The 14,022-nt window shown below is 70.0% G+C and carries 12 protein-coding genes; 5 read left to right on the top strand and 7 right to left on the bottom strand.

The annotated features are described in order from the left end of the window. Window positions 1-26 precede the first annotated feature (26 nt). Genes ABZX11_RS10285 through ABZX11_RS10275 form a run of 3 tightly spaced genes read right to left on the bottom strand, consistent with a single transcriptional unit; the run spans window position 27 to window position 3,018 of the window. On the bottom strand, window positions 27-836 hold the full coding sequence (locus tag ABZX11_RS10285) for a carbohydrate ABC transporter permease (protein ID WP_176176494.1): 810 nt from the start codon (window positions 834-836) through the stop codon (window positions 27-29). Further along, window positions 833-1,780 (bottom strand): sugar ABC transporter permease, encoded by a 948-nt coding sequence (locus ABZX11_RS10280; protein WP_354911686.1) that lies wholly within the window; start codon window positions 1,778-1,780, stop codon window positions 833-835. Before ABZX11_RS10280 ends, ABZX11_RS10285 begins: the two co-directional genes overlap by 4 nt. 8 nt (window positions 1,781-1,788) lie before the next feature. Then, the gene (locus ABZX11_RS10275) at window positions 1,789-3,018 is read right to left on the bottom strand and encodes an ABC transporter substrate-binding protein (protein WP_176176492.1); all 1,230 of its coding nucleotides are present in this window, start codon (window positions 3,016-3,018) and stop codon (window positions 1,789-1,791) included. Window positions 3,019-3,146: 128 nt separating this feature from the next. Between ABZX11_RS10275 and ABZX11_RS10270 the strand changes: the two genes are divergently transcribed. Further along, the gene (locus ABZX11_RS10270; protein WP_354911683.1) at window positions 3,147-4,157 is read left to right on the top strand and encodes a LacI family DNA-binding transcriptional regulator; all 1,011 of its coding nucleotides are present in this window, start codon (window positions 3,147-3,149) and stop codon (window positions 4,155-4,157) included. 518 nt (window positions 4,158-4,675) lie between these two features. Here ABZX11_RS10270 and ABZX11_RS10265 read toward each other — a convergent pair. Both ABZX11_RS10265 and ABZX11_RS10260 read right to left on the bottom strand, forming a co-directional pair. Next, window positions 4,676-6,232 (bottom strand): alpha-L-arabinofuranosidase B, encoded by a 1,557-nt coding sequence (locus ABZX11_RS10265; protein ID WP_354911681.1) that lies wholly within the window; start codon window positions 6,230-6,232, stop codon window positions 4,676-4,678. Window positions 6,233-6,457: 225 nt separating this feature from the next. Then, the gene (locus ABZX11_RS10260; protein WP_354911679.1) at window positions 6,458-6,859 is read right to left on the bottom strand and encodes a helix-turn-helix domain-containing protein; all 402 of its coding nucleotides are present in this window, start codon (window positions 6,857-6,859) and stop codon (window positions 6,458-6,460) included. A gap of 118 nt (window positions 6,860-6,977) precedes the next feature. Between ABZX11_RS10260 and ABZX11_RS10255 the strand changes: the two genes are divergently transcribed. After that, a complete protein-coding gene (locus tag ABZX11_RS10255) occupies window positions 6,978-7,835 on the top strand; it encodes an SDR family oxidoreductase (RefSeq protein WP_354911677.1) in 858 nt (285 codons plus the stop codon). 45 nt (window positions 7,836-7,880) lie between these two features. On the opposite strand, the gene ABZX11_RS10250 is transcribed toward ABZX11_RS10255, so the two are convergent. Continuing rightward, window positions 7,881-8,102 (bottom strand): hypothetical protein, encoded by a 222-nt coding sequence (locus ABZX11_RS10250; protein ID WP_254897270.1) that lies wholly within the window; start codon window positions 8,100-8,102, stop codon window positions 7,881-7,883. A 205-nt stretch (window positions 8,103-8,307) separates the two neighbouring features. Between ABZX11_RS10250 and ABZX11_RS10245 the strand changes: the two genes are divergently transcribed. Continuing rightward, entirely contained in the window at window positions 8,308-9,174 is an 867-nt protein-coding gene (locus ABZX11_RS10245; RefSeq protein WP_354911674.1) for a manganese catalase family protein, read from the top strand. Window positions 9,175-9,311: 137 nt separating this feature from the next. Next, complete coding sequence (gene glgX / locus ABZX11_RS10240; RefSeq protein WP_354911671.1) at window positions 9,312-11,492, top strand: glycogen debranching protein GlgX; 2,181 nt, start codon at window positions 9,312-9,314, stop codon at window positions 11,490-11,492. Between the two features lie 8 nt (window positions 11,493-11,500). Here the strand turns inward: glgX and ABZX11_RS10235 are convergent, their stop codons facing one another. Then, a complete protein-coding gene (locus tag ABZX11_RS10235; RefSeq protein ID WP_354911668.1) occupies window positions 11,501-11,980 on the bottom strand; it encodes a DUF4383 domain-containing protein in 480 nt (159 codons plus the stop codon). A 234-nt stretch (window positions 11,981-12,214) separates the two neighbouring features. Between ABZX11_RS10235 and ctaD the strand changes: the two genes are divergently transcribed. Beyond that, window positions 12,215-13,987, top strand: coding sequence for a cytochrome c oxidase subunit I (ctaD, locus tag ABZX11_RS10230; protein ID WP_354911665.1), 1,773 nt, complete (start codon window positions 12,215-12,217; stop codon window positions 13,985-13,987). The last annotated feature ends 35 nt before the right edge of the window (window positions 13,988-14,022 follow it).

Genomic DNA, 14,022 nt, shown 5'->3' with positions numbered 1-14,022 from the left:
GGGGCCGTCCTTTCGAAAGAGGGGGCTCAGTCCTTGACGGCGCCCGCGGTGACGCCGGCGGCGACGAACCGCTGGGCCAGCACGAGCAGCACCGCGGCGGGCACGGAGGCGACCACCGCCGTCGCCATGATGGAGTTCCACTCCTGGTTGTTGTTGCCGATGTAGCGGTAGATCCCCAGGGTCAGCGGCCGCAGCGAGCCGCCGCCGTCGAGCGTGGCCGCGAAGACGAAGTCCGACCAGGCCCACAGGAACGAGAACAGCCCGGCGGTGACCACCCCGTTGCGGCTCGCCGGCAGCACCACCGACCAGAACACGCGCACCGCGCCCGCGCCGTCGATCGTGGCCGCCTGGACGAGCTCGTCCGGCACCGAAGCCATGAACGAGGTCAGGATGAGCACGGCGAACGGCACCGCGATCGTGGAATCCGCGAGCACAAGCCCCCAGGCGGTGTTGGTGATGCCGAGTGAGACGTAGATGCCGTAGAAGCCCAGCGCCATGATGATGCCGGGGATCATCTGCGCGACCAGCAGCACGAAACCCAGCGCCCGCCGCCCGCGCGGGCGGAGCTTGGCCAGCGCGTACGCCGACGGCGCGGCCAGCGCCAGTGTCAGCACCACGGTGCCCAGCGCGACGGCCAGGCTGGTGGCGAAGTACGGCAGCTGCTCGCGCAGGACCCGCTCGTAGCCTTCGAACGTCGGCGCGGCCGGGAACCAGTCGGGCGGCGACTTGCGCATCCGCCCGGCCGGCGTCAGCGACACGTTGACCATCCAGTAGACCGGGAACAGCATCACGGCGGTGAGGACCAGCCCCACCGCGGTGCGCCAGCGGCGGATCACGCTTCCTCCAGCCTGCGCTGCGTGCGGATGTAGAGCAGCCCGGCCGCCAGTGCCAGCAGGATGAGCACGTTGCCCACGGCCGCGCTGGGCCCGAACCGCGGCAGCAGGCTGCCGAACCCGAGCTGGTAGGACCAGGTGGCCAGGGTGGTCGAAGACCCGCCGGGCCCGCCCTTGGTCATGATCCAGATGACGTCGAACACCTTGAGCGTGTAGACCAGCCCCAGCAGCAGGGTGATCGCCGACACCGGCCGCAGCAGCGGGAAGGTGACGTGGCGGAACCGCTGCCATGCGCCGGCGCCGTCGAGCGACGCCGCCTCGTACACCTCGCCCGGGATGTTCTGCAGGCCGCTGTGCAGCACGACGAGGTTGAACGGCACGCCGATCCAGATGTTGGCGATGATCACCGAGGCCAGCGACCAGGTCGGCGACGTCAGCCAGTCGACCCGGCCGGCCCCGAACCAGCCCAGCACCGCGTTCACCACGCCGGATTCGCTGTTGAGCAGCCACGCCCAGGTCGACCCCGAGACGATCAGCGGCAGCAGCCACGGCACGAGGAACAGCGCGCGCAGGGTCGGGCCCAGCCGGAAGTGACGGGCGAAGAACACCGCCAGCGCCAGGCCGATGCCGTACTGGAACAGCAGCGACACGGCGGTGAAGACGAGCGTGTCGAGCAGCGCGGTGCGGAAGGTCGGGTCGGTGAACACGGCCGCGTAGTTGTCGAACCAGACCAGCGGGGCGCCGCCGTGCACGAAGGTGCGGACCGTGTAGTCACGCAGGCTCAGGTCGACGTTCGTCACCAGCGGGTAGCCGTAGCAGAGCACGAGGTAGGCCACGAGCGGCGTCAGGAACGCCCACGCGAGCAGCTGCGGCCGTCGGCGCCGGCCGGCCCGTCCGGGCGCCGGCGCGTCCGGGCGGGCGGTGACCGGACGGCGGGTGTCGAGCACGAGCCGGCCTACTTCGCGGACGCGGCGGTCGCCTGCGCGGCCGCGAGCGCGACGTCGGGGGCTTTCGCGCCGCTGAGCGCGGCCTGCACGCCACCCCAGAGCGGTTCGGAGATTCGCGGGTACCGGGTGCCGAGGTTGTCGCCGGTGCGGCCCTTGGCGACCTTCACCGCGTCGACCCACACCTTCAGCTCCGGCTGGGCGGCGACCTGCTTCTCCTGCACCGACGGCACGGCGGAGACGTAGGTGAGCGCGGTGTCGGAGTCGAGCACGTTGGCCGGGCTGGTCAGGCAGGAGGCGATCCTGCCCGCGGTCTTCTCGGCGTCCGGGCTGCTCTGGACCGGCACGGTGACGAACTCGCCGCCGGTGGGCGCCGGGGCCGCTCCCCCGGTGCGCGCGGGGATCGGCAGGACGCCGTAGTCGAAGCCGGCCTTCTTCGCGTTCTGCAGCTGCCAGGTGCCGTTCTCGGCGAAGGCGTAGTCACCCGTGGCGAACTCCTGCCAGCTGGTGGTCTGCGTGTTGCCGACCACCGAGTTCGGCGCGTACCCCTTGTCCAGCCAGGACTTCCACTGCGCGAGCGCGGCGACGGCGTCGGCCGAGGCCAGGTCGGTCAGGTTCGCGCCCGCGCCCCAGAACCACGGCAGGAACTGGAAACTGCCTTCTTCGGTGCCGATCGCGGAGAACGTGATGCCCTTCTTGCCCGCGGCGTGCACCTTGGCCAGGCCTGCGTCGAGACTCGCCCAGTCCTTCACCGAAGCCGGGTCGACGCCGGCCGCGGTCAGCACGGCCTTGTTGTAGTAGAGGGCGAGCGTGTTCGCCCCGATCGGGACGCCGTACACCTGGCCCTTGACGTCGGCGGCGGCGAGCAGGTTCGGAGCGACCTGCGAGGCGTCCAGCCCGGTGTCCGCATTGGACTTGAGCACCCCGCCCTCGGCCAGCGTGGAGACGACCGGGTTGTCGACGACCAGGACGTTCGGCGCGGTGTTCTGCTGGGCGGCGAGCAGCACCTTGTTGGTGAGGTCGGTCGTGTCGAACGCCTGCCGCGCGATCTTGACACCGGCGTCGGCACCGCACTTGTCGATCACCTTCGCCCACGCGGAGGTCGCGTCGAACTGCGGGTAGGGGTCCCAGACGGTGAAGGTGCCACCGGAAGACGAGGGGGCCGTCCCGGAGGAGCAGGCGGCCAGCGCGGTCGCGGCGACGGCCACCGACAGCAGCCGGATGAGGGGGTGACGCTTCATGGGAGGTCCTTCCCGTCGTCGAACCGGTTCGATGATCGAGGCCGCGTCACCGTAAACCTCGTGGACACTTCAGCGCAATACCGCATGCACTACGATCGAACCGGTTCTGGACAACGGTCGGGAGTGGCATGAACATCGGGGAGATCGCGCGGCGGGCCGGGGTTTCGCGCAGCACCGTGTCGTACGCGCTCAGCGGCAAGCGGCCGGTGTCCGCGGCCACCGTGCAGCGCATCAACGACGTCATCGCCGAGCTCGACTACCGGCCCAACGCCAGCGCCCGCGCACTCGCCGAAGGCCGCACGCGCACCCTCGGCCTGGTCGTCCCGCCGGCCAGCAGGCGGCTGACCGACGTCCAGCTGGGGTTCGTCGGCAGCGTCGTCGACGCCGCGGCGGCCCACGACCTCGACGTCCTGCTCTCCCCCAGCGGCGGTGACCACGACCGCTCGTTCGAGCGCATCGTGACCGGACGGCGCGTCGACGGCGTGATCCTGATGGAAATCCTCCTCGAAGACCCGCGGGTCGAGCGGCTGAGTCAGGCGAGCCTGCCGTTCGTCACGATCGGCCACGTCGAGCACCCCGGGGCGTCCTGGTGGGTCGACGTCGACTACGGCGGGCTGATCACGCGCTGCGTGCACCACCTCGCCGACCTCGGCCACGAGGAGGTCGTGCTGATCAACCGCTCGGCCGAGCTCGTCGCGGCGGGTTACGGCCCGGCCCTCCGCTCGGCGACGGGCTTCCTCGAGGCCACCGCGGCACGGGGCCTGACCGCGCGCACGGTGTGCTGCGCCGACGAAGCCGCGGCCGGGCTGGCCTGTTTCGAGCAGATCCGGACGCAGTGGCCGTCGGTGACCGCGGCGGTGACGATCAACGAGGCGGCCCTGCCGGGTGTGCAGCGCGCGCTCCACCGGGCCGGGCTCGAGGTCCCCCGCGACTTCTCGCTGACGGGCGTGATCGCCGAGCGCCTGGCCGAGGACTTCCACCCCCCGCTGACGGCGGCGAACGTCCCGGCCACCGAGCTGGGCCGGCTGGCCGTGGACCTGCTCCTGGCGCAGATCGCGGACACCGGCGCCCAGCCGCGCCACGCCTTGCTGCAGCCGCCGATCTCCCTGCGCTCCAGCACCGGCGCCCGCCTCCGCTGACCAGCGGGAACCGGAGTCGAACCGGTTCGACTGCGGTTCGGCGGGCGAACACCCCCAGGTCGATCGACTCGCCGAGCGAGCCGGGCCTGTTCCTTCTCACTGCCGGCCGCGTGGCACATCGGCAGGACGGTCGCGCCGACGATCCGGCGGCCCGCAGCGTGCACCCGCCCCGGGCCCGGCCGAGGTGAACGACCCCGGCGTGGAGGTCTCCGGCGGCGGGAAGGTGTGGTCGCCGACCGGTGCTCCCGGCGCGTACACGCTCACCGCCACGTGGTCGCCGCGCCGGACGAGCAGCGGCAGCGGCCCTGGAGCGCGGACTCCGTCAGCGTCACCCACCCCGGTCGCGCTCCGTCCGGCGGCGCGGCTTCCGCCGTCACCGGGCTCAGCAGGGAGGCGGAAACGGCCAGGACCACAGCGGTTCGACGCCAGACGCATCCGGGAATCCTTTCCGGTGCGCGGGCGGGGAAAGCGCTGTCACGCGCCCGGGCCGGGCGCGTGACAGCGGTTCGGACCGGGGATCAGGACGCCCAGGGCGAACTGACGAGCCAGCTCACGTCGTCGTTGTAGGAGCTGCTGCTGTCGAAGGTGTTCGGACCGCCGTTGGCCGCGATGTAGCCGACGTTGGCGTAGTGGCGGACGTACCGGTCCGGGAAGTTGAGCGATCTCAGCGAGACGCCCTGGCCGTTGCGGCCGGCCTCCGGGCAGAAGGTCGCGTCCTGGGCGAACAGCGAGCTGCCGTCGTTGGCCTGCAGGTACAGCCGGTAGTTCTGGTGCCGCAGGTACTGCCCGGCCACGTTCTTCGACTCGAACGACACGCACGAACCGCTGCCGAGCCCGGTTCGGACGGTCCAGGAGGCGTTGCCCTTCTCCGTGGCGGAGCTGCCGTTGCCGATCACCGCGGTGTCCACAGTGGACCCGGTGTGGTGGACGTACCGGTCGGTGCAGCACGCGGTGGTGGCCCGCAGCGACACGGACGTCCCCGGCGTCAGGCCGGTGCCGGCGGAGCTGGTGGTGTAACCGGCCGCGGTGATGTTGGCCTGCACCGCGTTCTCCGTCGCGTCCGAGGGATAGCCGGACGTCATCACGCCTTCGTAGAAGGTGCCGCGGGCGCCGATGCTGTTGTCACCGCCGATGCCCAGGATGATCGCCCCTTCCTTCTTCATCGGGTTGTAGCCTGACACGTTCGGGCGCACGCCGTCGTAGAACGTCGACACGCCACCGGACTGGGCGTTGCCGCCGCGGATCGCCCAGTGGTTGGGGCCACCCTTGACGATCGCGGTCAGGAAGCGGTGGCTGATGCTGGGGTCGTTGGCGTTGTAGTGCTGGTTGACGCCGGAGAACAGGCCGTTCTCCAGGTCGGCCATGATCCACGGCCCGTTCCCGGCGCCGTAGCCCCAGACCTTGATGTTGCCGAAGTAGATCGCTTCCATCGTGCCGTTGCCGTTGTCCCGGCTGTTGCGCTCGGCGTTGCCGTAGTCGAAGCAGCAACCACCGTTGTAGTGCGTGCCGTCGAAGATCGCGTACATACCCTCGGGCTGGTCGCCGGTCGCGGTCCCAGTGGCGTTGTTGTTGCGGTAGCCCGTTCCGGGTGCGACGTAGACGCCGTAGGCCTTGTGGCCGCCGATGGTGATCGGGGCGGCGGTGGCGTTGGCGAGGTTGTCGTAGCCGCCCGCGGCCGGGCCGGAGAACCCGCCCGGCGGGGCCTGGGTGAGCCGGTTGTTGCGGCCGGACTGGTCGTAGATGACCGTGATCAGGCAGGTGGTCCCGGCGCAGAACGCGTCCTGCGCGGCCGCGTCGGCCACGCCTCCGGCGGCCAAGGGGGCGATGTCGCGGGTGGCGCTGTCGGACGCGCGCCGGACCTGGTACAACGGCCCGGCGTAGGCGCCGTAGAGCGCGCGGGTGGTGGAATGTGCGGCCACACAAGGAGTTCCGCCGGACGCGTAGATGTCGCACGGGCCCTGGGTGGCCGCCTGGGACGTCCCGCCGGCGGCCAGCAGGCCGGCGACGAGCGCGCCGGCGGCGGCGAGGGCCCGGACGAGGGGGCGGGGACGGGCGTATCTCGGCTGTCGTGCCATGGGTGATCTCCCGCTGGGGTACGGAAATCGTCGATTCGACAGGGACGCGGGCCGGCGACGGTGCCAACCTCCTCCTCGATCACCGACACGCAGGAACGGCACAAGCGGAGCGATTGTGAGCGCTAACATAACTCCCGCGACACGTGAGCGCAATGGCCGGTCAACCGGCCATCGATTTCAACTGTTTCGAGACCGCCTTGTCCCGCAACGGGTTTCGGCGGGTCGTCAGGCGCTCGCGGTCTTCGCCTCGTCGTACCGCGCCTGGGCCGCCACCACGCCGGGCACGCTCGCCTCGATGACCTCGATGAGCGCCACCAGCCGCTGCGCGACTTCCCGCCCGCTGGGCGTGAGGCTGTACTCGACGTGCGGGGGGATCGTCGGCCGCGCTTCCCGGTGCACGAAGCCGTCGCGCTCGAGCGCCTGCAGCGTCTGGGCGAGCATCTTCTCGCTGACCCCCTGCACCCGGCGGCGCAGGGCGTTGAACCGGAACACCCCGTCGTTCAGCGCGGCGAGTGCCAGCACTCCCCACCGGCCGGTCACGTGTTCCAGCACGGCCCGGGAGGTGCACGCGGTGCTGAACACGTCGGCGACGAGGGCCTCGTGCTCGGCGTCAGCTTGTCGATCCACGGCTCGATGCTACCTGAGAGTTTGCACAATGGATGTGACAGCGCTAACAATGAGTTGGTACTTTCGAAAAGTTAGTACATCCTCCAGGGACAGATACTTGAACATTCAAGGAGTCCTCATGATCGTCGTCACCGGCGCCACCGGCCACCTCGGCAAGCTCGTCGTCGAAGGCCTGCTCGAGAAGCTGCCCTCCGACCAGGTCGTCGCCGCGGTCCGCACCCCGGAGAAGGCCGCGGACCTGGCCGAACGCGGCGTCGAGGTGCGGCGCGCGGACTACACCGACCCCGCCAGCCTGGACACCGCGCTCAAGGGGGCCGACAAGGTGCTGCTGGTGTCCGGCAGCGAAGTCGGTCAGCGCGTCGCGCAGCACCAGGCGGTCATCGAAGCGGCGAAGCAGGCCGGCGTCCGCCATTTCGTCTACACCAGCGCCTCGAAGGCGACGACGTCGAAGCTCGCGGTGGCCCCGGAGCACAAGGCGACCGAGGAACTGATCGAGGCGTCCGGCCTGACCGCCACGATCCTGCGCAACAACTGGTACAACGAAAACTACGTCGAAACGATCAAGCAGGCCGCCCGGACCGGCAGCTTCGTCGGCAGCGCCGGTGACGGCCGCGTCGCCAGCGCCACGCGGGCCGACTACGCCGCCGCCGCGGTCGCGGTGCTGACCGGCGAAGGCCACGAAGGCAAGATCTACGAGCTCGCCGGCGACGTCGCCTGGTCGAACGCGGAGCTCGCCGCCGAGATCGGCAAGGCCACCGGCCGCGAGATCAGCTACGTCGACCTGCCGGGCGACGAGCACGCCAAAGTCCTCACCCAGGCCGGCCTGCCGGAGCCGCTCATCGGCTTCCTCGTGGCGATCGACGGCGACATCAAGGACGGCCTGCTCGCCGAGACCACGCCCGACCTGCGCACCCTGATCGGCCGCCCGACCACGCCGATCGGCGTCACCGTGGCCGAGCTCACCGCCACCCGCTGAGCCACCGCACGGTGGGGAGTCCCCGGGCGGGGCTCCCCACCGGCGTCACAGCGCCCGGCCGGGCTTCCGCTGCGAAACGCTGGTCTCCCGCAACGGCGGCTGCCAGACCCGGGGTTCCGGGGACTCGCCGTCGTCGCCCGGCTGGTCCAGCGGGTCGGTCCCGTTCTGCCAGCGAGCCCAGTGAGCCGCGCACATCCTCCGCCAGAGGGCCGGCTCGTCGCACTGGTACCGCCGGCAGGACGGCACCCGCTCCTGGTGATCGCTCACGTATCGCTCCACTCGCCATAAGACATTCCGCGTTCAACTATCACAGCGACGCTGACGTTGTCGATGCTCACCCGCCGTGCGTTACCGCGCCGCGGCGCCGGAGCAGAGTCGCCGGGATTGCCGCGCTTAACCCTCCGCTAACCGGGAAAGCCCCCCGGACCGCCGACCTCGCGGCGGTACCACCCCGGACGACGGAGGAATTCTCGTGTTCCGTCACACGAAGCTGCTGCAGTTCGAAGCCAAACCCGAAAAGCCCGACGCCGTGTACGCCCGCAAGCTCCAAGAGCTCATCGGCGGCGCCTTCGGCGAGATGACCGTGACCATGCAATACCTCTTCCAAGGCTGGAACTGCCGCATCGAAGGCAAGTACAAAGACCTCATCATGGACACCGCCACCGAAGAAATCGGCCACGTCGAAATGCTCGCCACCATGGTCGCCCGCCTCCTCGAAGGCGCCCCCGCCACCGCCACCGCCGAAGCCGTCAAAGACCCCGTCATGGCCGCCACCCTCGGCGGCATGGACGTCCAGCAAGCCATCGTCGCCGGCGGCGGCGCCCTCCCCGCCGACAGCAACGGCTACCCCTGGAACGGCAGGTACATCATCGCCTCCGGCAACCTGCTCGCCGACTTCCGCGCCAACGCCGCCGCCGAAGCCCAAGGCCGCCTCCAAACCGCCCGGTTGTACAACATGACCGACGACCCCGGCGTCAAAGCCATGCTCCAGTTCAACCTCGCCCGCGACACCGTCCACCAGAAACAGTGGCTCGCCGCGATCGAAGAACTCCAAGCCGACGGCCTCGAAGGCGACATCGCCCCCGGCGCCCTGCTCGACGAAGAAGACCAAACCCACAACCACACCATCTGGCACCTCTCCGACGGCCCCGACGGCGCCAAAGGCACCAGCTGGACCACCGACGCCGGCATCGAATACCTCATGGACCCCGAACCCCTCGGCGGCCCCGGCACCGCACCCAAACCCGACCCCGCCCTCTTCGGCACCTACGCCCCGCTGCAGGACGCCAAGGGCACGGCGAAGGGCAAGGCCAAGGAAGTCAAGAACAAGCTGACCTGACCCGGCCCGGTGCGGGACCGCGTCCCCGGCGGTCCCGCACCGGCTGCTGCGTCCGGGTGAGGAGGCCGACGTCACGGTGTCCGAACTGCACCGGCTGGGTATCCCCGGCGGAGATCACTCGCACCCGTGGAGGCCCAGTGCAGCCTTGGCCCGGTTCCCCCTACCCGCTCGGGGCCGATTACGACGGCGTCGGCACCAACTTCGCCCTCTTCTCCGAGGTCGCCGACCGCGTCGACCTCTGCCTGTTCGCCCCGGACGGAACCGAGACCCGGGTCCGGCTGCCGGAGGTCGACGGCTTCGTCCACCACGGCTACCTGACCGGCGTCGGCCCCGGCCAGGAGTACGGCTTCCGCGTCCACGGACCGTACGACCCCGCCCGCGGGCTGCGCTGCAACCCCGCGAAGCTCCTGCTCGACCCGTACGCCAAGGCCGTCACCGGCAAGGTGGACTGGGACGAGTCGGTGTTCGGCTACCGGTTCGGCAACCCCGGAGAACGCAACGACGACGACTCGGCGGCGCACACCGTCCGCGCGGTCGTCGTCAACCCGTACTTCGACTGGGCCAACGACCGGCCGCCGAAGGTGCCGTACAACGAGACCGTCGTCTACGAAGCCCACGTCCGGGGGCTGACTAAGCTCCACCCGGACATCCCGGAGGAGTTGCGGGGCACCTACTCCGGCCTCGCGCACCCGGTGATGATCGAGTACCTCCAGACCCTCGGCGTCACGGCCGTCGAGCTGATGCCGGTCCACCAGTTCCTGCACGACCACGCCCTCACCGAGCGCGGCCTGGCGAACTACTGGGGCTACAACACCATCGCCTTCTTCGCGCCGCACAACGAGTACGCCGCGTCGATCATGTCCGCCACGCCGGGCAGCGAGGTGCACGAGTTCAAGGCGATGGTGCGGACGCTGCACGAGGCGGGCATCGAGGTCATCCTCGACGTCGTCTACAACCACACCGCCGAGGGCAACCACCTCGGGCCGACGCTGTCCATGCGCGGCATCGACAACCAGGCCTACTACCGGCTGGTCGAGAACGACCCGCAGTACTACATGGACTACACCGGCACCGGCAACTCGCTGAACGTGCGCCAGCCGCACACCCTGCAGCTCATCATGGACTCGCTGCGGTACTGGGTCACCGAGATGCACGTCGACGGCTTCCGGTTCGACCTCGCCGCCACCCTCGCCCGCGAGTTCTACGACGTCGACCGGCTGGCCACCTTCTTCGACCTGGTGCAGCAGGACCCGGTGGTGAGCCAGGTCAAGCTGATCGCCGAGCCGTGGGACGTCGGCCCCGGCGGCTACCAGGTCGGCAACTTCCCGCCGCTGTGGACCGAGTGGAACGGCGCCTACCGGGACACCGTCCGCGACTTCTGGCGCGGTGAGCCGGCGACGCTGGGCGAGTTCGCCTCGCGGATCACCGGCTCGTCGGACCTCTACCAGAGCGACGGCCGCCGCCCGTACGCGTCGATCAACTTCGTCACCGCCCACGACGGCTTCACGCTGAACGACCTGGTGTCGTACAACGAGAAACACAACGAGGCCAACGGTGAGGACGGCCGCGACGGCGCCGACGACAACCGGTCGTGGAACAGCGGCGCGGAGGGCCCGACCGAGGACGAAAAGGTCCTCGACCTGCGGGCCCGCCAGCGCCGGAACCTGATCGCCACCCTGCTGCTGTCCCAGGGCGTGCCGATGCTCCTGCACGGCGACGAGCTCGGCCGCACCCAGCAGGGCAACAACAACGCCTACTGCCAGGACAACGAACTGTCCTGGGTGGACTGGTCACTGCTGGAGCACAACCGCGAGCTGTTCGAGTTCACCTCGGCGGTGGTCGACCTGCGGCGACGGCACCCGGTGTTCCGCCGCCGCCGGTTCTTCGCCGGCCGCCCGATCCGCCGCGGCGACGAACTGCGCGACATCGCCTGGTTCACCCCGGCCGGCGAGGAGATGACCGACCAGGACTGGGAGGCCGGCTTCGGCCGCAGCATCATGGTCTTCCTCAACGGGACCGCGATCCCCGACCTCGACGCCCGCGGGGAGCGCGTCCTCGACGACTCGTTCCTGCTCTGCTTCAACGCCCACGACGACGACCTGACGATGACGATCCCCGACGGCTACGGCGAGGAGTGGGCGATCGTGCTGGACTCGGCGGCGGGCGAGGTGTTCCACCGGTCCGTCGGCGGCGTCCTGGTCGGCAGCGTGTCGGGCGACCGGCTCTCCACCCCGCGCACCGTCGAGGGGCACGGCGAGCTGGTGGTCGGCGGCCGGTCGCTGACGGTGCTGATGCGCACCAAGGAGCCGCACGCCTGACCCGGCGGTCAGCCGAGGCTCGGGCCCCGCGCCGCGTGCGGGCCCGGGCCGTCCGCGCGGCCGGCGCGGGCGGTCAGCAGGCCCAGGGCGATCATGCCGACGCCCAGGCCCAGGTGCAGCCAGTTGTCCGCGGTGTTGACCGGCACGAAGTTCGCGTCGCTGCCGTGGTCGATGAGCAGCCCGTACAGCCAGAGGACGAGGTAGACGGCACCACCGGCGACGAGGAACAGCCGGGCACCGCGCGGGGTGCGGGCCGAGGCGAGCCCGACGACGCCGAACAGCAGGTGGACCAGGTTGTGCAGGACCGAGACCATGAACAGGCCGAGCAGCATGGCCATCGAGTCGTGGCCGGCGAAGCTCAGCTGGTCGTGGTGGGTGGTGATCCCCGGGACGAAGCCGAGCACGCCGACCAGCAGGAAGACGACCGCGACGACCGCGGCGGCGACCTGGACGGGTGTCCGGCTGCGGGTGTTGGTGGCGGTGGACATGGCGGTTCCCTTCGACGGTCCGCGCCGTGGCCGGGCCCCGGTGGCCCGGCCGGTCACCGGCGCGACGCGGGAGGGCATACCCGGCCGGACCGCCACCAATCGCCCGCCGGCGTCACGCTCCGGTCGCGCACGGCGGTGGCCGGGCGGCTGATTCCCCCGGAAGACACGTGTAGCCGCGCCCCGGCGGGGTACGCGCGCCGGAACAGTTCGTTCCCGGCACCAGGTGGGAGTCCGATGACCGACACGGTGGCACGCCCGGCTCCGATCCCCCACCGGCCGGTGTGGCGGGGTCCGCGCGGCGCGACGCTCCTCAAGACCATCCGGACCACCGACCACAAGACGATCGGTGTGCTCTACCTGACGACGTCCTTCGGGTTCTTCCTGATCGGCGGCCTGACGGCGTTGCTGATGCGGGGCGAGCTGGCCCGGCCCGGCCTGCAGTTCCTGTCACCGGAGCAGTACAACCAGCTGTTCACCATGCACGGCACGATCATGCTGCTGCTCTACGCCACCCCGAACCTGTTCGGCTTCGCCAACTTCGTCCTGCCGCTGCAGATCGGCTCACCGGACGTGGCCTTCCCGCGGCTCAACGCGTTCTCCTACTGGCTGTACCTGTTCGGCGGCCTGGTCGTCCTCTCCGGGTACCTCACCCCCGGTGGCCCACCCGACTTCGGCTGGACCGCCTACACGCCGCTGTCCAACGCCATCCACTCCCCCGGCGTCGGCGGCGACCTGTGGATCGCGGGCCTGATCGTCACCGGCCTCGGCACCATCCTCGGCGCGGTCAACATGGTCACCACCATCGTGTGCCTGCGCTGCCCCGGGATGCTCATGTGGCGGATGCCGATCTTCACCTGGAACATCCTGTTCACGTCGGTGCTGATCCTGCTCGCGTTCCCGATCCTCACCGCGGTCCTCTTCGGACTCATGGCCGACCGGCACCTCGGCGCCCACGTGTTCGACCCCGAAAACGGCGGCGCGATCCTCTGGCAGCACCTGTTCTGGTTCTTCGGCCACCCCGAGGTCTACGTGGTCGCGCTGCCCTACTTCGGGATCGTCACCGAGATCATCCCGGTGTTCAGCCGCAAGCCCCTCTTCGGCTACAAGACGATGGTGTTCGCCACCATCGGCATCACCGCACTCTCGGTGGCCGTGTGGGCCCACCACATGTTCGCCACCGGGGCGGTGCTGCTGCCCTTCTTCTCCTTCATGACCTTCCTCATCGCCGTGCCGACCGGGATCAAGTTCTTCAACTGGATCGGCACCATGTGGAAGGGACAGCTGACCTTCGAATCACCGATGCTGTGGTCGGTCGGCTTCCTGGTCACCTTCCTCCTCGGCGGGCTGACCGGGATCATCCTCGCCTCGCCACCGCTGGACTTCCACGTCCACGACACCTACTTCGTGGTCGCCCACTTCCACTACGTCCTCTTCGGCACGATCGTCTTCGCCACCTTCGCCGGCATCTACTTCTGGTTCCCCAAGATCACCGGCCGGATGCTCGACGAACGGCTGGCCAAGTGGCACTTCTGGACGACGTTCATCGGCTTCCACACGACGTTCCTCATCCAGCACTGGCTCGGCGACGCCGGCATGCCCCGCCGCTACGCCGACTATCTCTCCAGCGACGGCTTCACCTGGATGCACACGGTGTCCACCATCGGCGCGTTCATCCTCGGGCTTTCGGTGCTGCCGTTCATCTGGAACGTGTTCAAGAGCTACCGCTACGGCGAGCCCGTCGGCGTCGACGATCCGTGGGGTTACGGCAATTCCCTCGAATGGGCCACCACGAGCCCGCCGCCCCGGCACAACTTCCTGGAGCTGCCGAGGATCCGGTCGGAGCGCCCGGCGTTCGAGCTGCACTACCCGCACATGATCGAACGGATGCGCGCGGAAGGCCACATCACCCGCGGGCACCCCGAGGGCAAGCCGTCCCCGTTCGAGGTGGCGGCCGGCGCCACCCAGCCCGACGAGCAGGGGGACAGCGACGACCCCCGCGGCCGCTGAGCACGCGAAAGCCGCCGGAGCCCCGGGCCCCGGCG

It is taken from the genome of Amycolatopsis sp. NPDC004169, from assembly GCF_040610315.1.
Taxonomy (GTDB): domain Bacteria; phylum Actinomycetota; class Actinomycetes; order Mycobacteriales; family Pseudonocardiaceae; genus Amycolatopsis.
This window is presented reverse-complemented; position numbering and strand designations above follow the sequence as displayed.

Coding starts and splice junctions, on each gene's coding strand:
- ABZX11_RS10275 (WP_176176492.1), bottom strand. CDS start 3,018: ATGAAGCGTCACCCCCTCATCCGGCTGCTGTCGGTGGCCGTCGCCGCG.
- ABZX11_RS10270 (WP_354911683.1), top strand. CDS start 3,147: ATGAACATCGGGGAGATCGCGCGGCGGGCCGGGGTTTCGCGCAGCACC.
- ABZX11_RS10265 (WP_354911681.1), bottom strand. CDS start 6,232: ATGGCACGACAGCCGAGATACGCCCGTCCCCGCCCCCTCGTCCGGGCC.
- ABZX11_RS10255 (WP_354911677.1), top strand. CDS start 6,978: ATGATCGTCGTCACCGGCGCCACCGGCCACCTCGGCAAGCTCGTCGTC.
- ABZX11_RS10235 (WP_354911668.1), bottom strand. CDS start 11,980: ATGTCCACCGCCACCAACACCCGCAGCCGGACACCCGTCCAGGTCGCC.
- ctaD (WP_354911665.1), top strand. CDS start 12,215: ATGACCGACACGGTGGCACGCCCGGCTCCGATCCCCCACCGGCCGGTG.